This is a genomic window from Chromobacterium sp. Rain0013 (genome assembly GCF_015291765.1).
Lineage (GTDB): Bacteria > Pseudomonadota > Gammaproteobacteria > Burkholderiales > Chromobacteriaceae > Chromobacterium > Chromobacterium haemolyticum.
This window is the reverse complement of record NZ_CP031514.1, coordinates 1,557,696-1,578,909: the sequence shown is the minus strand read 5'-3', so window position 1 is coordinate 1,578,909 and position 21,214 is coordinate 1,557,696. Positions and strand designations below refer to the sequence as shown.

The window sequence follows — 21,214 nt, the reverse complement described above, 5'->3', positions numbered from 1 at the left end:
CACTGCGGCGATACGGCGTTGAAAACAGCTTCGAAATGCTCATGTACCACCTGTACATTCCGCTTTCTCAGCTGTTTCCGCCTCGTCTCGCTCTTGCTCGCGAGATTTTGAACAGGCTCTGAGAGTCTGTCAGATGTCTGCTGCGAACGGCCGAGGCCGCCGGCGATACCACGCCGCAGCCTCGGCCGTTTTCATGGCCAGCCCGGCCTCAAGCCTTGCAAAACCCCAGTGCCGGATGGAAGCGCCAGCCATTGTCAGACTGCGGCAAGCTCAACCCGCCAAAGCGCCGCGCGCAAGTCTCCAGTTCCATGCCCAGCTCCGCCGCCAGCTCGGCCAAAGCCGTTGGATAATCGCTGACGCCCCAGGGTCGGATATTCGGCTGCGTCAACGCCGCCTCCGGCACTCGCTGGTTCAAGCTGACCTCCACCGACGTGAAATGCGGCGGCTCCGGCCACGGCCGGCTTTCCACACGGTGCAGCGCGTAATCGTCCCCGTCTTCGGTAGGCAATAACAGCAAATCCACTTCCGGCTCTCCGCCGGCGCGGAAAGGCTGCTGCTGCGCCAGCACGCCGCTGAGCAGCGCCTGAGGCTGTTGCCAACAGCTATACGCCCCCATCGGAGCGATGGCCGGCCCCTCTCGCCCAGGCCGGCTGCTGGCGACTCTAACCTGGCCGGCCGGCGACATCAGCTGCGCCAGCCGCGCATGCTCCAAGTGCGACAAGCGCCGCTTCGCCTGCAACGGCTCTGGTTGCACGATGCGCGGTCGCGCGTCCAGATGCCGGTACTCGTCCTCCTCCAGCAGTTCGCTCAGCAGATGGCTGCCCAAGGGGAACGCCTCATCCTCAAAGCCCGGCCAGCGGAAGGCCGGCTGCGCCGGCTGCTCCACGCTGCGCAGATTGCGCTCGCCAATCAGCACATTCACCTTGTCCCAAGGCTCCGGGCGGTGGCGGCGCAGCCGCCCGGCCAGCTGAATCAGCGAACGCATGGACGAAGGCTCGACAATCGCCCAATCGTAATCATGATCCCGTCCCACCTCGGTCACCGGCGAACCCAGCACGATGAACACATGCTCGCGCTCCGGCTCCGCGTCCAGCTCGCGGCGAATGGCCGGCAGCGTGAACACCGCTTGCGGATCGGAACGATTCAGCGCCTGGTCCAGCTGGCGCTCAATGGCGGAACGCAGCAACAAGGGGTATTGCGAGTGGTAAACGCATAAATGCAGCTGCCAATGCGCCGGCCACGGCAACGCGTACAGGGCCAGCGCCACCTCGAACAAAGGCTGGATATTGGCCATGCGCACCAGGCCGAAACTGACCGCCTGACCGCTGAGCGGATCCCGCTGCTGATTGAGCCGGTGCAAACGCTCGATGGCCGGCTGTAGCTGAGCCGCGAACTCCCGACGCAACGCCGGCGCCTGCCCCTGGCCAAAACTCAGCGGCAATAGTTCAGCGTTGCGCCGCGCCGGCTGCGTGACCAGCCAATCGGCGCGCCGGCCGGCAAACTGACGTTGCCTCTGGCGGAAAGCATCGACATCGGCACAGTCTTGCTGCGCCAGGGCATTCTCGTCCACCCAGGCGCAGCAGACCGCCAGCGGCCGCCCCGGCTGGCCACGATTGGCCTGAAACTGACGACGGCCGGCCAGATAGGCCTCGAACAAGCCCTCGATCAGCGCTGGCGGCAAGGTGGCCGACGACAGCAGCAGCCGGCTGCCCAGCAGGCCGGCCCAATGCGCCAGCCGGGTCAGCGCCGGCAAGTCCGCCAAGTCGAAATCGTCCGGTTCATCCAGCACCAAATCCCCGCTCATCAGCCTCAGCATGGGCGCGATCTGCCGCCCGCCGCGCTGGCTTTCCGTCGCCGGCGTCAGATGATCTATGGTGCACACCAGCAGCGGCGCCTGCAGCAACTTGGCCGTTTGCGGATCGCGCAGCGCGCGAGACAGCAAGGGATGCTCGCCGCCGGCCTCGTAACGCACCTCGCCGCCCTCGTCCCACAAGGCCTGGCGCGACGCCGAGCCGCTGGCCTCCGCCTGCTCTTGATAGTGCTCGAACAACTGGGTGTTGGCGCTGCCGCCCACGCAGATGGCCAGATCATCCTCGTTCAGGCGCAGCCGCTGGCGGAAAGCCTGGCCGGTTTGCAGCGTCAGCGCGCGCAAGCCCAGCGCAAGCGCGCAACGCAAACCCAAGGCCGGGTCCGCCAAGGCATACATGATCCGCGCATTGCCCAGCGTCTTGCCGCAGCCGGTGGACGCCATATTGACGATGAAAGCGCCCTGCTCCGCCGCCCGCGCCCGCATCCCCACGGCCAGGTCCGCGGCGCGGTCCTGCCAGCGGAAGCGCCCGTCGGCGCTGCGTTGCTGCAAGCGCTTGCGCCGCAACAGCCGCGGCAACTCCCGCTCAAAACCGGGCAAGGCGCGGCATACCAAGGCGCTATGCTCCGCCACGCCCAGCAAATGCTCGTCCAGCGGCTGGTTGAAATCGCCGGACCGGCCATGGGTGTTGGCCCATAGCGGATAGCCGGCCTGGCCGCGCTTGTGCCGCAGTTGGGCGTAATCCAGGCTGGAAAAATGATGATCCGCCAGCATCAGGCTCAACCGCGCCACATGCATCGCGTAAAGATTGTCCAGCCAACGCGTCTCGCCGCGCACGGCCAAACGCGCCGCCAGCTTGTCCGCCAGCCGCGCGGCGCGGCGGCTCCAGGCCGGCGTGTTCACCGGCAGCCCCTGCGGGAAGCGCCAGTACGGCGCCAGCTGCGCCGGCTCGGCCTCAGTCTCCCGCCATTCATTCCAGCGCGCGTCGATATGTGCCGGAATATTCAACAACATGCGGCTTTGAAAGCCCTGTAGCTTGCCGCCCAGGCGGCCTTGCTTGCCCTGCGCGAAATCCGGCATCAGCGGCAGCCGGTGATGCGTCAGTACCAGCCAACCCACCGCGGCGGCCAGCGGCGGCAAACGGGAAAACGGCGGTTCGCACGCCGCGCCCATGCCGTCCGCCTGCAAACGATCCAGCCAGCTGGCGTGATCCCGCTCCGTCGGCTGCCGCAAGCGCGCCAGCCAGCCGGAGTCGTCGTCGTCGCCGACAAAAGCCTGGAACAAGCGCAAGGACACCCACTCGTGGCGGTAGAGATTACGCTCGCTCCGCTTGCCGCGCAGTCTCTCCTGAAACGCCTGACTGGCCTTGCCCAGGTCATGCAGCAAAGCCGCCAGGCCGGCCAGCAGTTGAATGTCCTCCCCGCTGTGCCAGTCGTTTTCGTCCGCGCTGCGCAGCACATTGCGGCGGGTGCTGTGCGTGGGCGTGGCGCCGTCGGCGTTGAAGCGGCTGGCGTCGCCGACTATCCACAGCAGCTCGCTATGGTCCTGGCCTCGTATCCAGTGGCAGGCCACCGCGGTGTTCTTGCGCGCGCTCTGGCGCAGCAAGCGCCGCAGCGTATCCAGCCCGGCCTGGGTGATGGGCGTTTGCCAGACCCGGTCGCCGCGGCGCTCGGCGAACTGGTCCAGAATCTGCCGGCTGCGCGTCAGCGCTTTCTTGTCGCATTGCGAAATCAGCAGGATATTCATGCCGCCCGCCCCCGCCGCTCGGCAATATCCTTCAAGGTGTCGATGATGAAGTCCAGCGCCTCGCCGCGGGTCAGCGCCTCGATACAAGCCTGGCGGAAGGTCTGCTCGTCGTCGCCGCGCATCGCGGAGATAAAGGCCTGCGGCAGGATCAGCGCGTCCTTGACCAGGTCCGCCGCGTCAAACACCAGCCCGCCGCGCCGGGTCTTGCCGTGCAGCACCGCCAGGCCGTGCGGCAAGCCCAGCACCCAGGCCGCGGTGGCGCCCAGGCCGTAAGCCAGGTAATTGCCGTGATCCAGAAAGGCGTTGGCCGGGTCCGTGCCGGCGCCGCGCTTGGCGCGGCTGAAATCGCCATAACGGGTGGCCTGGGCGGCCAAGCGGAACAGCAGCTTGGTCAGCCGCGCCTCCTCTGTCAGCAAATGCGCGTGGTCCGGCGCCTGGGCAATCGCCTGGCGCGAGGCTTGCAAGGCGGCTTCCAAGCCGGCCGCCTCCACCTCGAAACCGGACTCGCGCAAGGCGCGGCTGCCCAGCCAATGCCGCTGCAAGCAACCCAGCCGCGCCAGTTGCACATCCTTGGCGGCGGCCAGCCGCTGCGCGTCGTCAAACCAAAAGCGCCCCCAGTACTGCAGATATTCCGTGGGCCGGTACTCGCTTTGCGGCGCGAACCACGCCGCCTCCTGCTCCAGCTCATTGGCGCTGAACAAGGGCGTGCCGCCCCCGCCGCAAAAACCCACCATCACCCCGGCCTTGGCCAATTCCCGCATTGCAGCCTGCGTCACTGAAGTGCCGGTGCCCAGCAGGATGCAAGTGGTGTTGGCGATGGGGATATTCCAGTACAGCGAAGCCTTGCCGGCATCGGTGACGTACTCCACCCGCCCGCCGTTGACCAGCACGCGGCAGTGCTGCAGATAGTAAAGGTTGGCGCGCTTGGAATGCAGAATGGTCTTGAGATCGGACGGGGAAAAATCGGACATGGTCATACCTATGGGATGTGACGCGATAACACATCTTGCCATGAGCATGAACGGAGGAACAGGCAGCGCGGTAAAACCCTTTTTTTCAGGCCCCTCATCAGCCCCAGTAAAAACAACCACTTAGCCTTTGTCTGAAAATTTGGGTCAAACCCGGAAAAATCGCCGCAGATGCCTACGCCATAAGGCGAGGGGGCGGTGTAAACTCTAGTTCACTGCCGGATAGGCAGCTTAGAAAGTCCCGACTATCAAGAAAGCATGCTCTTACGCGTTCACTGCCGGATAGGCAGCTTAGAAAATCGCAGGCTTACAACGATTGGAAAAATATTTGTTCACTGCCGGATAGGCAGCTTAGAAAAGTCGAATCGCCCATTCAGCGGATGCTCTATCGTTCACTGCCGGATAGGCAGCTTAGAAAATCCGGCCCCTGAAGTCCATCACCGAGGCCGCGTTCACTGCCGGATAGGCAGCTTAGAAAACGCTCCGGAAAGTCTTACGAATCGACTGTTTGTTCACTGCCGGATAGGCAGCTTAGAAAATGCCGTCCAGCACCAGCACACAGGGCACCGGGTTCACTGCCGGATAGGCAGCTTAGAAACTGTCGCCGGCGGTCTGCTGTTGCCCGTCGCAGTTCACTGCCGGATAGGCAGCTTAGAAATTGAAGGTAATGGCCGATGGAGAGCTCGTGCTGTTCACTGCCGGATAGGCAGCTTAGAAATTGGTAAACCACTGACCACGCATGGTTCTCCAGTTCACTGCCGGATAGGCAGCTTAGAAACACTTTAAAACCTGAGCCGCATGCGCCCCAAAGTTCACTGCCGGATAGGCAGCTTAGAAAAAAACCAGAGAAGAAGGCAAAGAAAAATACTAGTTCACTGCCGGATAGGCAGCTTAGAAAAGCGTCAGGCCAAGAGCCTTGTCTTTCAGAAATGTTCACTGCCGGATAGGCAGCTTAGAAATGCCGGCGGCGGGTACTGATTACGCGAAAACGGTTCACTGCCGGATAGGCAGCTTAGAAAATCCACACCCCCGTGGCCAAGCTGATCCAGCCGTTCACTGCCGGATAGGCAGCTTAGAAATTACGCAGCCATTTGAAGCCGGCAATGCCAACGTTCACTGCCGGATAGGCAGCTTAGAAAAGGCCTCGACCTGTACGTGATGCAGCCCGGGTGTTCACTGCCGGATAGGCAGCTTAGAAAGCTGCCGACGCCTGATCCGAATAGCAGGCATAGTTCACTGCCGGATAGGCAGCTTAGAAAACGTACAGGTCGAGGCCTGGCCGATGCAGTCCGTTCACTGCCGGATAGGCAGCTTAGAAAGTTATGGTAACGAATAATGGAAGTTATTTAATGTTCACTGCCGGATAGGCAGCTTAGAAAGTGAGAGAAAAAAAGATAGGGTGCAGATAGATGTTCACTGCCGGATAGGCAGCTTAGAAACATAGCGCTCTCACGTGCTCGCTTCCGTAGCCGTTCACTGCCGGATAGGCAGCTTAGAAATTAAAGTGCCCTCCTACTCTCTGTGCATATATGTTCACTGCCGGATAGGCAGCTTAGAAAGGCTTGTTGATTATTGATGAAGGTCTGTTCTGGTTCACTGCCGGATAGGCAGCTTAGAAATCGATACACTCACGAACGAAGTCACGCAAACCGTTCACTGCCGGATAGGCAGCTTAGAAAAGAAATCAACACCGGTATGGCGGTGCGTTTCAGTTCACTGCCGGATAGGCAGCTTAGAAAAACTTGGAACCACTCGTGCACTGCCATCTTCAGATTCTCTGCCGGATAGGCAGCTTAGAAAACACCGAAGTGATCCAGCCAGCCCCGGATGAATGTTCACTGCCGGATAGGCAGCTTAGAAAAAAAAGTAAGGGCCGCGTGAGCGACCCATCGAGTTCACTGCCGGATAGGCAGCTTAGAAAACCCCAGGCGTCCGATCCGGCTGCGTTAAACTGTTCACTGCCGGATAGGCAGCTTAGAAATCTTGCTCAATGCGGATATGAAGCATGTCAGTGTTCACTGCCGGATAGGCAGCTTAGAAATCGCCAATATATTTGTCCAAGATTTTCAACTGGTTCACTGCCGGATAGGCAGCTTAGAAAAGCCTCTGCGCGTCTAATCACGAACTGCAACAGTTCACTGCCGGATAGGCAGCTTAGAAAAAGCAAGAACTATTCGTCCGCGAATACTTAGTGTTCACTGCCGGATAGGCAGCTTAGAAAGCCGGCTGATGTCGGACAAGCTGTTCCCGCTGGTTCACTGCCGGATAGGCAGCTTAGAAAAGACAGCAAGCTAGCCGTATTGTCGGGCATGGCTCACGGCCGAATAAGCCGCTTAGAAAACCGAGGCGGGGTCATTCAAGCTGCTATGTACTTGAAGACGAGCACAGCAAGAATCGGGTCGTCCACAAGGGCGCGCCGCCATAGACTTCGAGCATTTCAATGTTACGAAGGAGAGCGACATGGCTTGGCAACTGGAAACCCTGGACCCGGCTTTCGTCGAGCGGGCACGACACAAAGGAATTGATGCGCTCGGCCAAACCATCCAACGGATGACGGCCGCTGGCGGCGAACCCTTCCGCGACGCGCTGCGCCGCGCCACTCCGGGAGAGGGGCTGATTCTGGCGAGCTACAGCCCATTCCACCAAGCCGGGCCATACCGCGAGTATGGTCCGGTTTTCCTGGCGGCTGAATCACAGCCAGAACCTCTGCCCGAGCTGTCGTCGCTACTGCTCCGCGTCGGTGGGAATGCCTACCTTGGCGACAGCGTGGCGCTGCGCGCTTACGGCAAAGAACAGACCATGCTGGAAGCCGCATTGCTGCCAACACATCAGGTGGAGGCGATACTGGCGCACTGGGAGACAAGGCCAGAGATCACTTTCGCTATGCTGCGTTTCCCCGCCCATGGTTGCTATGCGCTGCGACTGAACCGGAGCGAATGAAATAGAACCCATGCCATGCGTGATCGGCCATCTGAAAATCAGCCCTTAAAACCTGCTCAAGGTCTGCTGCGCTTCGTAAAGCGTTACACGGTGTGTACAAACTCAAAATGCTGATGTACCCCTCGACCATTCTGCTCTTTCACTCGTTTTCGCCTTGTCTCGCCCTTGCTCGCGAGACTTTGAACAGCCTCTTACGGAGCAATCCGCGCTCAAAAAGCAAAAACGCCGCTCACCCAAGGTGAACGGCGTTTTTCATCAAACCGGTTCGGTTCAAGCCAAGCGCCGCGCCAATTCCTCGCCTATCCTTCGCATCGGTTCCGGATCGCTCATGCCGAAGTGGTCGCAGTCCAGCTCTACGCACTCCAGTTTGCCGCCGAGGAAGGGCCGCCAGTCTTCCGGCTTGGGCGTGTCTTCCGGGTGGATGCCGGCGCGGAACAGCAGCACGTCTCCGTCGTAGCGCGGGGTTTGACTGTCGCGGAATAATTGCATGCCGTGCAGCGAGGCCTCGCCCAGCCGTTCCAGCGCGGCGCGGCCCAGCGGCGCCAGCGGGCTGCCGGGGCGCAGCAGGCGTTGGTAGATTGCCTCATTGTCCAGCGGCTGGCCATTCTCGTCGGCGTCCACTTCGCCGTTGACGCTGAGCACCGTTACCAGCGCGTCGTGCAATGTCGGTTGCGGCCGGCCTTGCCAGCTGGCGGTTGGGTAGCTGTCCATCAGCGCCGCCAGTTCCACGGTTTCTCCGGCGGCGCGCAGCTGCGCCGCCATCGCCTGCGCCAGCCCGCCGCCCAGGGACCAGCCCAGCAACCGGTACGGCCCTTGCGGCTGGACTTCGCGCACGCGGGCCACGTAGTCCGCCACCATCGCGTCGAAGCTGACCGGCTTCTCGCCGGTGATGCCGGTGGCCTGCAGGCCGTAGATGGCCACGCCGGGCAGGTGTTTAGCCAGGCCCAGGTAGCACCAGGACAGGCCTTCCGCCGGGTGCAGGCAGAACAACGCCGGCAGCGCGCCGGGCTGGATGGTCAGCAGCGGCGCGAATTCCTGGCCTTCGCTGGCGGACGGGGGCCGGTGCGCGGCGGGCGCGCTCAACGCCTGCGCCAGCGCCGCCACCGTGCTGTGGCTGAATAGCGCGGACACCGCCACTTCGCGGTTCAGGCGCTGCGCCAGCCGGTTGGCCACCTGGATGGCTTGCAGCGATTTGCCGCCGAGTTCGAAGAAGTTGGCGTGCCGGCTGGGCGGGGTGACGCCCAATACCTGCTGCCACACTTCCATCACTTGGCGCTCCAGCGGGCTGGCGTCTTCCGCCGCGGCCGGCGCTTGCGCTTCCATGCCGGCAGCCAGCTGCTTGCGGTCTATCTTGCCGTTGACGTTGCGCGGCAGGCTGTCCAGCCAGCGCCAGTGGTCCGGGATGGCCGCCGCCGGCAGCACCTCGGCCAAACGCGAGCGCATCGTCGCCGGCTCGGTCTCGCCGCCGCTGAGGAAGGCGGCCAGGGTATAGCTGCCGCCGGCCAGCGGCAGGCCCACCACCGCCGCTTCGCGCACGTCCGGGCAGGCCAGCAGTGCGTTTTCGATTTCGGCCGGGTCGATGCGCAGGCCGCTGATTTTCATTTCATGATCCAGCCGGCCCAGAAAGCGCAGTTGGCCGTCGCTCAGGCGCGCGCGGTCGCCGGTGCGGTAGGCGCGCGGCGCGCCGGGCAGGGCGTCCAGGGTGACGAAACGGCGCGCGGTGAGTTCTTCGCGGCCCAGGTAGCCGATAGCCAGCGCCTCGCCCAGCAGGCACAGTTCGCCGTCCTCGCCCTGCGCCACAGGCTGCAGGCGCTCGTCGACGATGACGGCGCGCACGCCGGGGCGCGGCAGGCCGATGGGCACGCTGTCGCTGCCGTCCCACACCGCGCCGGGGCCGGACAGGATGGCGCTGGTGGCGATGATGGAGGCTTCGGTGGGGCCGTAGCTGTTGAGCAGCACGCTGTCCGGCAATAGCGCTTGCCAGCGGCCGGCGCGTTCCGGCAGCGCGGCTTCGCCGCCGATGATGGTCAGCCGCACGCTGGCCAGCTGCGCGGCCAGTTCCGGCTGCAAGGCAAAGGCCAGTTCGTGCCAGAAGGCGGTGGGGAGGTCCAGCACGCTGATGCGCTGGCGCGCCACCGCGGCGGCGAAGGCCGGCATGGATTCGAGCATCGCGTCGGTGCGCAGCACCAGGGTGCCGCCATGGCACAGCGCCAGGAAGATTTCTTCGATGCTGGCGTCAAAATGCAGCGGCGCGAATTGCAGGATGCGTTCGTCGGCGCCGATGCGGTACAGCTGGCCGGCGCTGCTGACGAACTGGGCCAGCGCGCCGTGGCTGACCAGCACGCCGTTGGGCTTGCCGGTGGAGCCGGAAGTATAGAGCAGATAGGCGGCTTGCTCGGCTGCCGGCGCCGGGTCCGCGGCGGCCAGCGCGTCCTGTTGCGGAGGCAGGTCCAGGCACAGCGCCGGCACTTCGCCCAGTAGCGGACGCCAGGCGCTCAGGGTGACGGCCAGCCGAGGCTGCGCGTCGTCCAGCACCATGGCCAGCCGCGTGGGCGGGCCGTGCGGGTCCAGCGGCACATAGCAGCCGCCGGCCCACAGCGTGGCCAGGATGGCGACGATGGCTTCCGGGCTGCGCGGCAGCACGATGGCCACCCGTTCTTCCGCCTGCAGGCCGGCGGCTTGCAAGCGGCCGGCCAGTTGCAGCACGCGCTGCAACAGCGCGCGGTAGGACAGGCGCTCGCCGTCCTGCTCCAGGGCTATCGCATCCGGCCGCGCGGCGGCGGCGGCGCGGATCAGGCTCAGCACTTCCCGCGGCTCGCGTTCCAGAGCCGCGCCGTCCAGCACGCTCAGCGGCGGGAGCTCCGGCAACAGCTCTCTCAGAACGACGTCCGGCGCGCGGCCGGCCCAGGCGTCCAGCCAGGCCAGCAAATCATCGCGCAAGCCGTCCAGCTCCGCCTGCGGGTAGGCGTTGGGGTTGGCTTCCAGGCACAGCCGCCATTCGGTGTTCAACAGGCTGAAATTGATCGACACATCCTCCACCGGGCCGGAGCCCAGCGGCAGCACCCGGCTGTCCAGGCCGGCAAACGGCGCGCGGCGGTCGAAAGGCATCAGGTTCACCACCGCGCCGAACAAGCGCTGCTGGCCGCCCACGCGCGCCAAATCGCCGCGCAACTGCTCGTAGCGGTAGCGCTGATGCGGCCGGATCGCGCGCAGGCTGTCCGCCAGCTGGCGGCTCAAGTCCGCCGCGCTCAGGTCTTCGTCCAGCCGCAGGCTTAGCGGCGCGATATTCATCGCCATGCACGGCACCGCCAGTGCCGGCGTGCCCAGGCGGTTCATCACCGGCAAGCCCAGGGTCAGCGCTCGGCGGCCACTGTGCTTGGTCAGCCAGGCGCCCACCGCCGCCAGCAACCAAGCACCCCAGTCCACGCCGTGCTGTTTGGCGGAGGCCTGCCAGGCGGCGATCTGCGCCGGGCTCAGCCATTGCTCGGCCTTGTTCACCCCGTCCGCCAGCAAGGCGGCGGGCGCCAGTGTGCTGGCCGCCGGCTGCCGGCCTTGGCGTTGCAGCCAGAAGGCGCGGTCTTGCTCGCAGGCCTCGCTGGCCTGGTAGGCGTGATCGGCGGCGATGATCTTGTCCAGCGACCAATCCGCCAGCGGCGGCAGGGCCTGCTGCTTGACGCGGGCGCTGTAGCGCGCCGCCAGCGCCTGGCTCAGCAGGCCGTAGGCGAAGCCATCCAGCGCGATATGGTGGGTCTGCAGATACCACCAGTGCCGCTCCGGTCCCAGCTTCAACACCGCGCCAAGATAGAGCGCGTCCCGCGACGGATCGCACGGCCGCGCCAATGACTGGACCACCCAGGCCCGCGCCGCCGCTTCCGGTTCCGCGCTGAAGTCCAGGCAGGGTATCTCCGCCTGCGCGGCCACCGGCTGCTGCCACAGCTGGCTGCCGTCAAACTCGAAGCGCATGTTCAGCGCCGCGCAATTGGCCAGCACCTCGGCGGCGCTGTCGCGCAAGGCGTCCAGATCTAGCGCGCCGCGCAGTTCGGTGGCTTCGGCGGTGAGGTAGCTCGGGTTGTCCGGGGAAAGTTGCTGCCCCATCCAGATGCCGTGCTGTGCGGCGCTGACGGGGAGGCGAGAAGCGGTCAAAGTCATAAAAAGGCGTGCCGTTGCGGTTCCATGCCTGCGCTATGCAGTGCGGGCAGATCAATGAGAGCCGCAATCTTACACCATAAATGGGAATGATTATCAATATTGACTTGATGGCCCGTCTGTTCAAGCCTTCTCTACAAAGGCGATGCCGTGGCAGGCGCAGAACGCGCGCAGCGCCGGCCCCAAACGCTCCCGCGCCGCATCGCCCACACTCAGGCCGGACAGTCGCACGCTCAGCCACAGCCCCTGATCGGTTTCAAACGCCAACGCGGTGGGCAGCGCGCTGTGGTGGTAATACAGCCGCGCCGAACGCACCTGGCCCAAGGCGCAATGTCTGGCCGCGCCAAAGCGCCGCGGCACGTATAGCTCGCCATTCTCCACCCAGGCCAGCGCCGCCTGCTTGCGGGAACGCGCTACGCCCAAGCCCAGGCTGGCCACCGCCAACACCGCCACGGCCGAGAACCAGGGCAAATCCACCGCTTGGAAACCTTGGTTCAACAGCAAGGTGGCGGCCGGCGCGCAAGCCAGCGCCAGTTCGCCGGGGGAGTGCTCTACTAGGATGGCATTCATCTACGGTTCGTTTCATTCCATGGGCAAGTGGCGGAATCAAACCTTGCATGGCTGTCTGCGTCAAGCCGCCACACAGCCCACGCCGTTTCCCCAACGGCATGCCTCCTTCTAAACTGAGCCCCTCCACCGCATGATGCAAATCAAGTAAATCCAGACCACAGTCCATTCCAATATGATCTCGCCGCAGGCACACTAGTAGACGTCATACCAATCGAATGGGCCTAAAAAACGCCCCCATCCCAATCCCTTGCACAACAGGAGGATCCGCATGTAATGAAACACCGAGCCAAGGCCCCGGCAGCCCAATCGCGCCGGGGCCGCGTAGCTGTTTGTTTCTGACTTTGTGATCCAAGGACAGCCATGCCCCCTACCCTCACGCCCCGCGCCACCGCACTACGCGCCTTGATGGCCGACTTCATCCGGCAACGGCGCGACGACAAGCTGGACAAGCTTGCACCCGACGACGACGCCAAGCGCGAAGCGCTGCTGGCCCAACACCAGCCCGCCGCCTGGCTGGCGGACGCGGCCCGCCGCGCCGGCCAACTGCAAGCCGCCACCCATACCCTTAAAGCCATCCACCCAGACGCCCGCGGCAGCAATCTGTACGCGCCGCCCTCCACCCTGCCGCCGCGCCGCGAAGTGGGCAGCCACTGCCTGGGCGCGGATTTTGCCGACGACGTGGTGGGCAACGCCGCCGCGCTGGATGTGTACAAGTTTCTGAAGCAACAGCACGACGGCCAAAGCCTGCTGGCGCTGGCCTTGGCTCAGGACGCCGACTTGGCCGCCGCGCTCAGCGACAACCCCGAGCAGGCGCAAGCCTGGATCGCCGCCTTCGCCGCGCTAACCGACGCCGGCGCGGCGGCCGCCAGCCACAGCCGCGCCAAGCAAGTGTATTGGCTGGTGGGTTACGAGCCGGCCAAGGACGAGCACTACCACCTGCTGGCTCCGCTTTACCCCAGCGCGCTGGCGCAACGGCTGTACCAAACCATCCAGGAGCACCGCTTCGGAGAAGCCGCCAAGGCCGCGCGCCAAGCCCGCCGCGAACAGCGCGATCACCCGCACGGCTATTGCGATTATCCGCAGCTGGCGGTGCAGAAGCTGGGCGGCACCAAGCCGCAGAATATTTCCCAGCTCAATAGCGAACGCAAGGGCAATAACTATCTACTGGCTTCCTTGCCGCCGCAGTGGCGGAGCCTGGGCCTGAAACCGCCGCTCAATAGCGAGGACGCGCTGCTGCGCTTTGGCCGCCGCAACGATGTGCGCCGGCTGGTCCGCCAACTGCGCGCCTTCCTGGAAAGCCAACCGCGCAAGATCATGGACACCCGCGACCGCCGCGACGAGCTAAGCGACGCGCTGCTGGAGGAACTGCTGCTGTTTGGCAAGGAAATGCACGAAGGCCTGCCGCCCGGCTGGAGCGCGGACACGCGTTGCCGGCTGCCGGAATACCAACAGCTGTGGCTGGACCCTTGGCGCGCCGATACCGACGCGGACTTTGCCGCGCGCTGGCACGGCGAGGACTGGCCGCTGGAAGTGGCCAAGCGCTTCGGCCGCTGGCTGAACCAGCAATTCGACGCCAGCCCGCTGGAGATGGGCGACGCGGAATTCCGCCACTGGGCGCGGGAGCTGGCCGGGGACCTGGGCTGGCAGGCCCAGCACGATCAAACCCGCCGCCAGCTGGCGGCCATGGCCAAGGAGCAAGCATGAGCACCCTGCCCGTGATCACCGGCCTGCTGAGCGTGCCCCGGCTGCGGGTGCAAAACGCCAACGCCATTTCCAGCCCCTTCACTTGGGGCTTTCCGGCCATTACCGCCTTCACCGGCCTGGCCCAGGCGCTGGAGCGCAAGCTGGCCGGCAGCCTGGATTTGCAGTTCGAGGCGGTGGGCGTGGTCTGCCACCATTACCAGGCGCAGACCAGCGGCGCGTACACCCAGGGTTTCCACCTCAGCCGCAACCCGGTGGACAAGGACGGCGCCACCGCCGCCATCGTGGAGGAAGGCCGCATTCATCTGGACATCAGCCTGCTGTTCGGCCTCACTGGCGAAGCGCTGGCCGCGCCCAAGGAACAGCTGCCGGAACTGGCGCGGCAGGTGGCGGACACCCTGCACGGCATGCGCATTGCCGGCGGCAGCGTGACGCCGCCGCTGCCCGGCCGCTGCCGTCCCGCGCCGCAATTGATGACTTTGAGCGAGAACGAGACGGAACGACGCGAGCAATTCCGCCAATTGCGACGCAGCCTGCTGCCCGGCTTTGCGCTGGTATCCCGCGACGACCTGCTGCAAAGCCACCTGGCCGCCCTGCGCGCCAGCCAGCCGCAGGCAGATCTCTTCGACGCCTGGCTGGACCTGTCCCGCATCAACCACGCGCCGCTCTGGCAGGAACACGCGGACCCGGCCGGCGGCGAACCGCGCCGCACGCTGGAATGGCGCAGCCAACGCGGCCATAGCCAGGGCTGGACAGTGCCGATGCCAGTGGGCTACGGCGCGCTGTCCCCGCTCTACCCGGCCGGCAGCGTGGCCAACGCCCGCGACGCGCATACGCCGTTCCGCTTTGTGGAAAGCCTGTATTCGCTGGGCGAATGGGTCAGCCCGCACCGGCTGCACGATGTCGCCCAGTTGCTGTGGTACGCCGACGACGACACCGCCAGCGGCTTGTACCGCTGCCGCAATGATTACGCCGCCACCTTGGAAATAGAAGACTAGAAAGGAAGCCTCATGAGCACCGCACCGCTGAAAACCGCTACCGTATTGGCCTTTGAACGCAAGCTGGACCCGTCCGACGCCTTGTTCCACGCCGGCGACTGGCAACAGCGCGAGCAGCACGCCGGCTGGGAGCCGGTCAGGGTCATCGAAAAATCCGTGCGCGGCACCATTTCCAACCGCCTGAAAACCAAGGATCAGGACCCGGCCAAGCTGGACGCGCAGATTGAAAACCCCAATCTGCAAACCGTGGATGTGGCCGCGCTGCCGCACCATGCGGACACCTTGAAAGTCAGCTTCACGCTGCGGGTATTGGGCAATGTCGGCGCGCCGTCCGCCTGCAACGACAGCGCCTACCAGGCCAAGCTGCGCGCCACCGTGGCCGGCTATGTGCAAGCCTACGGCTTTGCCGAGCTGGCGCGCCGCTATGCCTGCAACCTGGCCAACGGCCGCTTCCTGTGGCGCAACCGCGTGGGCGCAGAGCAGGTGGAGGTGCGGGTGGCGCTGCTGGAGCAAGGCCAGCCGGCGCAGCAATGGCAATTCGACGCGCTGGCGCTGTCCCTGCGCCACTTCGACCCCGGCAGCCAGGCCGCCGCGCTGGAACAACTGGCCGCAGCCATCGCCGCCGGCCTGGCTGGTCAGCGCCATCTGCTGCTGCAAATCACCGCCTTTGCACGGCTGGGCGCCGGCCAGGAGGTGTTCCCCTCGCAGGAGCTGATTCTGGACCGTGGCCGCGGCGACAAGAGCAAAACCCTGTACGCCATTGAGCAAGGGGCGCTGAAGATTGCCGCCATCCACTCGCAGAAACTGGGCAACGCCATCCGCACCATAGACGACTGGCACCCGGAAGCCGAGCAACTCGGCCCCATCGCGGTGGAGCCCTACGGCTCGGTCACCACGCTGGGCAAGGCCTGCCGCCAGCCCAAGGCCAAGTCCGACTTCTACACCCTGCTGGACAACTGGGTACTGAAAGACCAGGCTCCGTCGCAGCATGACCAGCACTTTGTGCTGGCCACGCTGATCCGCGGCGGCGTGTTCGGCGCGGCGGAGTAAGCCATGGATCATTACCTGGACATCCGGCTGCGCCCGGACCCGGAGTTTGCGCCCACGCTGCTGATGAACGCGCTGTTCGCCAAGCTGCACCGCGCGCTGAGCGAGCAAGGCCGCGACGACATCGGCGTCAGTTTCCCGCGCGCGGCCCCGGCCGCCGCGCTGGGCGACACCCTGCGCCTGCACGGCGGCCACGCCGCCTTGCAGCGGCTGATGGCCGGCGACTGGCTCAGCGGCATGCGCGACCACATCGCGCTGGCCGCCATCCAGCTGGTGCCGCCTCAGGCGGAAGCCTGGCAGGTGCGGCGCAAGCAGGCCAAGACCAATCCGGACAAGGAACGCCGCCGGCTGGTGCGGCGGCTGGGCATCAGCGCGGAAGAAGCCGCGCAGCGCTTCCCGGACAGCGCCGCCCGCCGGCTAACCCTGCCCTTCCTCACCCTCAACAGCGCCAGCACCGGCCAGCGCTATCAGTTGCACATCGAGCAACGCCCGGCCCCAGCCACCCGCAGCGGCCGCTTCAACACCTTCGGCCTCAGCCCCGACGCCACCGTGCCGTGGTTCTAACCCTTTTTTCCCAGCCCCGCCGCCAAGCCTTTTAAATCAATGCCTTGGCGCGGGGCGGGATAAAAGGGTTTTTATTGGGGAAAGCGATGCTTTCCCCGGCTGGCGCGGGTTTGCGGGAGAAAGGGTCTAGTTCTCTGCCGGATAGGCAGCTTAGAAATCAGCGTGTTTAATAGAATTTTCAAATATAAGGTTCTCTGCCGGATAGGCAGCTTAGAAATGTCGAAGCGATAGCCTGTTGGGCGGGATTGGGTTCTCTGCCGGATAGGCAGCTTAGAAATGATGGCAACCTCGAAGCGTTGTACAACATTCGTTCTCTGCCGGATAGGCAGCTTAGAAATGACACGCGGGCCTATGATCTACACGATGGTGGTTCTCTGCCGGATAGGCAGCTTAGAAACATTCAATCCGCGTGGAACCATGCGGCCACCAGTTCTCTGCCGGATAGGCAGCTTAGAAATTCGGCGTGTCAGGGCTACCTCCTGCTGTCGCGTTCTCTGCCGGATAGGCAGCTTAGAAAGCCCACTCTCGATCAAGCTGCGACTCATGAAAGTTCTCTGCCGGATAGGCAGCTTAGAAAAGTTCGCCGCTCTGGCAATGTCACGCCTCGCTGTTCTCTGCCGGATAGGCAGCTTAGAAAAAACCCCTTTAATTCCACCTGGGTACTTCTGCGTTCTCTGCCGGATAGGCAGCTTAGAAAATTTGAGCGTGGCGCATGGCGCCGCCGTTGCAGTTCTCTGCCGGATAGGCAGCTTAGAAAAGTTCCTGGATCTGCTGCAAGACGAGGCCAGCGTTCTCTGCCGGATAGGCAGCTTAGAAAAGCCCCCAGTTTGCCGCAAACAACGGAAAAGGGTTCTCTGCCGGATAGGCAGCTTAGAAACAAACGATAACAGGAGAAAAAACATTTTCTCAGTTCTCTGCCGGATAGGCAGCTTAGAAAGCTGAGGATGGAGGCACTCGAGTAGTTCCAAGGTTCTCTGCCGGATAGGCAGCTTAGAAAACCCACCCTAAATGCTCCTTGCCATAATCCGTGTTCTCTGCCGGATAGGCAGCTTAGAAAGCCTGCGGTGACTGCGGTTTCGATATATGAGGGTTCTCTGCCGGATAGGCAGCTTAGAAATTGAAGAGGTCGAAAGGAGGGGGGCTGGTGACGTTCTCTGCCGGATAGGCAGCTTAGAAAACCAAAGCTCAGATGACCATAGCAAACATCTTGTTCTCTGCCGGATAGGCAGCTTAGAAAGTGCGGGCGGCTGGTTGATTGGTGCGCCGGGAGTTCTCTGCCGGATAGGCAGCTTAGAAATGCAGGCTGGCGGTATGGCTGCCGACCGTGGTGTTCTCTGCCGGATAGGCAGCTTAGAAAACTAAGTTGTTTGTGGAGGTGCAACTGAATGAGTTCTCTGCCGGATAGGCAGCTTAGAAATTTGCGAGCGTGATTTGCGACTTGTACGGGTAGTTCTCTGCCGGATAGGCAGCTTAGAAAACCGGCAACTCAGCGACTTCATAGCCAACGCCGTTCTCTGCCGGATAGGCAGCTTAGAAAATTCTCGCCAACAAGCTGAACCCCAACTGCGAGTTCTCTGCCGGATAGGCAGCTTAGAAATGGGTGCTGCGGATCTCGTCCGCCGTCAGCATGTTCTCTGCCGGATAGGCAGCTTAGAAAAAATATCAATGCCTGTGTGGCGATGGGTTTCAGTTCTCTGCCGGATAGGCAGCTTAGAAATACCATGATCGGCGTCGGGTTGGCGATGACATGTTCTCTGCCGGATAGGCAGCTTAGAAATGCCACGGCAGTCACCGCTGTCCTGGTGGTGGGTTCTCTGCCGGATAGGCAGCTTAGAAATGGCCGGTAGATGGCGCGCAGCCCGGCAAGCGGTTCTCTGCCGGATAGGCCGCCTAGAAAGGCTCCCCAACCCCTCCCCCGCAATCCTTCCAATCACATTATTCTCAATTTGAATAACAATCTAATTTTCCAGATTTTTAACATATATGCAATCGTGCTAGATTTTGTTTTCCAAAATCAAGAAAGGGCCGGCCCAGCCGGCGTTCCACGATGGCATATCCACATTTCACTCTCTCCGCGCTGGCGCTGGCCTTGGCAGGGCAAGCCTTGCCGGTACTGGCCAGCGACGGCAACACGCTGGACAGCGTCACTATCACCGGTTCGCGCATTGCGCGCGCCGGCAAGGAAGGCGCCACCGGGGTCACGGTGTTGACCGGGGCCGATATCGAAAAACAGGGTTACACCAATGTTTACGACGCGCTGAACAATCTGGCGCAGAACACCGGCTTCACTCAGGGCGCGGATTTCGGAAATACCTTCACCCCGGCCGCCAACGCCATCAGCCTGCGCGGACTGGGCCCCAACCATACGCTGACCTTGCTCAACGGCCGCCGCATCGCCGATTACCCGGTGGCTTACGAGGGCTCGGTCAACTTCGTCAATCTGGCCAATATCCCGGCGGCGATGATTGAGCGCATCGAGGTGCTCAACGGCGGCGCGTCGGCGATTTACGGCTCCGACGCCATTGCCGGCGTGGTCAATGTGATCCTGAAGAAGAAGGCCGACGGCACCACGGTCAACATCAAGGCCGGCGGCAGCGAGCATCACGGCGGCGAAAACCTGCGCCTGCAGCTGAGCGGCGGCAAGAGCTGGGACAAGCTGAACCTGGTCTACGCGCTGGAGTTAAGCCAGCGCAACCCAATCTGGTCGCGCCAGCGCGGCTTCATGGCGGACAATACCGTCAACGGCGCGGCCCCCACCACGGTGTGGTCTCAGAAAGATGTGAAGACCGGCAAATTCATCGATCCCGGCTCGACTTGCGGCGATCTGGGCGGGCTGTACGCCGGCAGCGTGCGCGCTTACCGCACCAGCAAGACCAATGTCTGCGCCAGCCCGCTGGCCAAGGCCTCGTACTGGACGGTGCAGACCGCCAACCAAAGCCAAAACGGTTATCTGAGCCTGAACTACGCGCTCAACGATCATCTTGAGCTCTTTGGCGACGCGCTGCTGGCCTTCAATCACAGCGAGAACAATACCCGCGGCCCCAGCTGGACCTCCGCCGGCGGCAACGGCGGCTATTTCCTGAACCAGAACAGCGGCCGCTACGAGGCCTGGACCCGGCTGCTGTCGCCGGAGGAGATGGGCGGCGCCAGCCGTTACAACCGCAAGTGGGACGATGTGGCGGCCAACCTGACGTTCGGCCTGCGCGGCGCGGTGCCGGACAGCAGCTGGAGTTATGAAGCCGCTTACAACGCGTCGATCTACACCAGCCAGAACATCGCGCCGCGGCTGCTGGCCAATGCGGACAGCTTCTTCCTGGGCCAGCAGCAGGGCGTGGACGCCAAGGGCGTGCCGATTTATGCGCCGTCGGCCGGGCCGTTCAACCGCCGGCTGACGCAGGCGGAGTTCGACAGCATCGCCGGGCGCTCGGTGAGCCAGAACAAGTCCTGGCTGCAGGCGCTGAGCCTGAGCGGCAGCGGCGAGTTGTTCAAGCTGCCGGCCGGCGCGGTGAAGCTGGCCGGCACGCTGGAATGGGGCAGCCAGGGCTTCAGCAACGATCCGGACCCACTGATCAACCAGGGAGCCTTCTACAACACCTCGCCGGCCGTGCACGCCGGCGGCACCCGCTCGCGTCAGGCGGCGGGCAGCGAACTGTACATCCCGGTGTTCAAGCAGTTGAACCTGACCCTGTCCGGCCGCTACGACCGTTACCAACTGCCGGACAGCAGCGCGGGCAAGTTCACTTACGGCGCCGGCCTGGAATTCCGGCCCCTGAACACGCTGCTGCTGCGCGGCAGTTACGCCACCAGCTTCCGCGCGCCGGACATGAATTACCTGTTCCTGACCCAGAGCCGCGGTTATTACTCGTCCAGCACCGATTACTGGCGCTGCGCCCAGGCCGGCCAACCGCTGGCCAGCTGCGACTACAAAAGCATGTCGCCCGGCGCGGATTACGTGAAGAACGGCAACGCGACGTTGAAGCCGGAAAACGGCAAGTCCTACGGTTTCGGCTTTGTGTGGTCGCCCAGCAGCAGCGCGGATATTTCGGTGGATTACTGGGATATCGCCATCAACGATCTGGTCACCGACCTGAGCGGCGACAAACTGCTGCGCGACGAGGCGCTGTGCCGCGCCGGCATGCTGGACGCGTCATCCCAGCTATGCCAGGACACATTGCGCCGGGTGCAGCGCAATCCAGCCAATGCCTTGATCAATCCGGGCGCGATCAAGCAGATCATCGTCAACCCGATCAACGCGGCCAGCGAGCGCACCAGCGGTTTCGACATCGCAGGCAAGCTGCGCTGGAAAACCGCCAACTGGGGCGGCTTCCTGCTGAAAGCCAATTACACCAAGGTGTTGAAGCACACTTACCAGCAGTTTGCCGGCGATGCGGAAAAGAATATGTTGAACGATCCGGAAAACACCGATTGGCCGGACAAGCTGGATACCAGCCTGACCTGGGACATTGGCCCGTGGTCGTCCACCGTGCTGCTGACCCGCTACGGCAAGATTCCCAAGGCCAGCGGCAACGGCAATCTCACGCCCACGGTTTTGGCCAATTTCAGCACTCAGTACCAGTGGAACAAGCGGACGTCGGTGGGGCTTATCGTCAACAATGTGCTGGACACCATCAAGCGCGACGACACCAGCGGCTGGCCTTACTACCCGGTGGGCAGTTATCTGCCCTATGGCCGCCAGTGGTGGGTTGAGTTGAACCACAAGTTCTGAG

10 protein-coding genes and 2 CRISPR repeat arrays are annotated in these 21,214 nt (G+C 63.5%); of the genes, 6 read left to right on the top strand and 4 right to left on the bottom strand.

Annotation, left to right across the window (positions count from 1 at the left end; all coding sequences use genetic code 11):
* Positions 1-208: 208 nt before the first annotated feature.
* Together cas3f and cas1f are read right to left on the bottom strand one after the other, a co-directional pair.
* On the bottom strand, positions 209-3,553 hold the full coding sequence (cas3f, locus tag DXT74_RS07415; RefSeq protein ID WP_194427653.1) for a type I-F CRISPR-associated helicase Cas3f: 3,345 nt from the start codon (positions 3,551-3,553) through the stop codon (positions 209-211).
* Positions 3,550-4,524 (bottom strand): type I-F CRISPR-associated endonuclease Cas1f, encoded by a 975-nt coding sequence (cas1f, locus tag DXT74_RS07410; protein WP_194427652.1) that lies wholly within the window; start codon positions 4,522-4,524, stop codon positions 3,550-3,552. Before cas1f ends, cas3f begins: the two co-directional genes overlap by 4 nt.
* A 207-nt stretch (positions 4,525-4,731) precedes the next feature.
* Positions 4,732-6,861: a CRISPR direct-repeat array (repeat unit 28 nt; unit sequence GTTCACTGCCGGATAGGCAGCTTAGAAA).
* Positions 6,862-6,981: 120 nt separating this feature from the next.
* Here cas1f and DXT74_RS07405 point away from each other — a divergent pair.
* Positions 6,982-7,461, top strand: a complete 480-nt coding sequence (locus tag DXT74_RS07405; protein ID WP_194427651.1) for a DUF1203 domain-containing protein — start codon at positions 6,982-6,984, stop codon at positions 7,459-7,461.
* 270 nt (positions 7,462-7,731) lie between these two features.
* On the opposite strand, the gene DXT74_RS07400 is transcribed toward DXT74_RS07405, so the two are convergent.
* Positions 7,732-11,610 (bottom strand): non-ribosomal peptide synthetase, encoded by a 3,879-nt coding sequence (locus DXT74_RS07400; protein ID WP_194427650.1) that lies wholly within the window; start codon positions 11,608-11,610, stop codon positions 7,732-7,734.
* Positions 11,611-11,730: 120 nt separating this feature from the next.
* Positions 11,731-12,177, bottom strand: coding sequence for a hypothetical protein (locus tag DXT74_RS07395; protein WP_194427649.1), 447 nt, complete (start codon positions 12,175-12,177; stop codon positions 11,731-11,733).
* Between the two features lie 360 nt (positions 12,178-12,537).
* On the opposite strand from DXT74_RS07395, the gene csy1 reads away from it, so the two are divergent.
* From csy1 to DXT74_RS07370, 5 genes are all read left to right on the top strand, one after another.
* A complete protein-coding gene (csy1, locus tag DXT74_RS07390) occupies positions 12,538-13,881 on the top strand; it encodes a type I-F CRISPR-associated protein Csy1 (protein ID WP_194427648.1) in 1,344 nt (447 codons plus the stop codon).
* Positions 13,878-14,876 (top strand): type I-F CRISPR-associated protein Csy2, encoded by a 999-nt coding sequence (gene csy2, locus DXT74_RS07385; protein ID WP_194427647.1) that lies wholly within the window; start codon positions 13,878-13,880, stop codon positions 14,874-14,876. Before csy1 ends, csy2 begins: the two co-directional genes overlap by 4 nt.
* 12 nt (positions 14,877-14,888) lie before the next feature.
* Positions 14,889-15,926 carry a type I-F CRISPR-associated protein Csy3 gene (csy3, locus tag DXT74_RS07380; RefSeq protein ID WP_194427646.1) on the top strand — a complete coding sequence of 346 codons (1,038 nt, stop codon included), beginning with the start codon at positions 14,889-14,891 and terminating at the stop codon, positions 15,924-15,926.
* A gap of 3 nt (positions 15,927-15,929) precedes the next feature.
* The gene (cas6f, locus tag DXT74_RS07375; protein WP_114155328.1) at positions 15,930-16,487 is read left to right on the top strand and encodes a type I-F CRISPR-associated endoribonuclease Cas6/Csy4; all 558 of its coding nucleotides are present in this window, start codon (positions 15,930-15,932) and stop codon (positions 16,485-16,487) included.
* A 129-nt stretch (positions 16,488-16,616) separates the two neighbouring features.
* A CRISPR array of direct repeats spans positions 16,617-18,384; the repeat unit is 28 nt; unit sequence GTTCTCTGCCGGATAGGCAGCTTAGAAA.
* 150 nt (positions 18,385-18,534) lie between these two features.
* On the top strand, positions 18,535-21,213 hold the full coding sequence (locus DXT74_RS07370; protein ID WP_194427645.1) for a TonB-dependent siderophore receptor: 2,679 nt from the start codon (positions 18,535-18,537) through the stop codon (positions 21,211-21,213).
* The last annotated feature ends 1 nt before the right edge of the window (position 21,214 follow it).

What these genes read in the sequence shown, in the direction of transcription:
- cas3f (WP_194427653.1), bottom strand. Translation starts at nt 3,553, where the DNA reads ATGAATATCCTGCTGATTTCGCAATGCGACAAGAAAGCGCTGACGCGC.
- cas1f (WP_194427652.1), bottom strand. Translation starts at nt 4,524, where the DNA reads ATGTCCGATTTTTCCCCGTCCGATCTCAAGACCATTCTGCATTCCAAG.
- DXT74_RS07405 (WP_194427651.1), top strand. Translation starts at nt 6,982, where the DNA reads ATGGCTTGGCAACTGGAAACCCTGGACCCGGCTTTCGTCGAGCGGGCA.
- DXT74_RS07400 (WP_194427650.1), bottom strand. Translation starts at nt 11,610, where the DNA reads ATGACTTTGACCGCTTCTCGCCTCCCCGTCAGCGCCGCACAGCACGGC.
- DXT74_RS07395 (WP_194427649.1), bottom strand. Translation starts at nt 12,177, where the DNA reads ATGAATGCCATCCTAGTAGAGCACTCCCCCGGCGAACTGGCGCTGGCT.
- csy1 (WP_194427648.1), top strand. Translation starts at nt 12,538, where the DNA reads ATGCCCCCTACCCTCACGCCCCGCGCCACCGCACTACGCGCCTTGATG.
- csy2 (WP_194427647.1), top strand. Translation starts at nt 13,878, where the DNA reads ATGAGCACCCTGCCCGTGATCACCGGCCTGCTGAGCGTGCCCCGGCTG.
- csy3 (WP_194427646.1), top strand. Translation starts at nt 14,889, where the DNA reads ATGAGCACCGCACCGCTGAAAACCGCTACCGTATTGGCCTTTGAACGC.
- cas6f (WP_114155328.1), top strand. Translation starts at nt 15,930, where the DNA reads ATGGATCATTACCTGGACATCCGGCTGCGCCCGGACCCGGAGTTTGCG.
- DXT74_RS07370 (WP_194427645.1), top strand. Translation starts at nt 18,535, where the DNA reads ATGGCATATCCACATTTCACTCTCTCCGCGCTGGCGCTGGCCTTGGCA.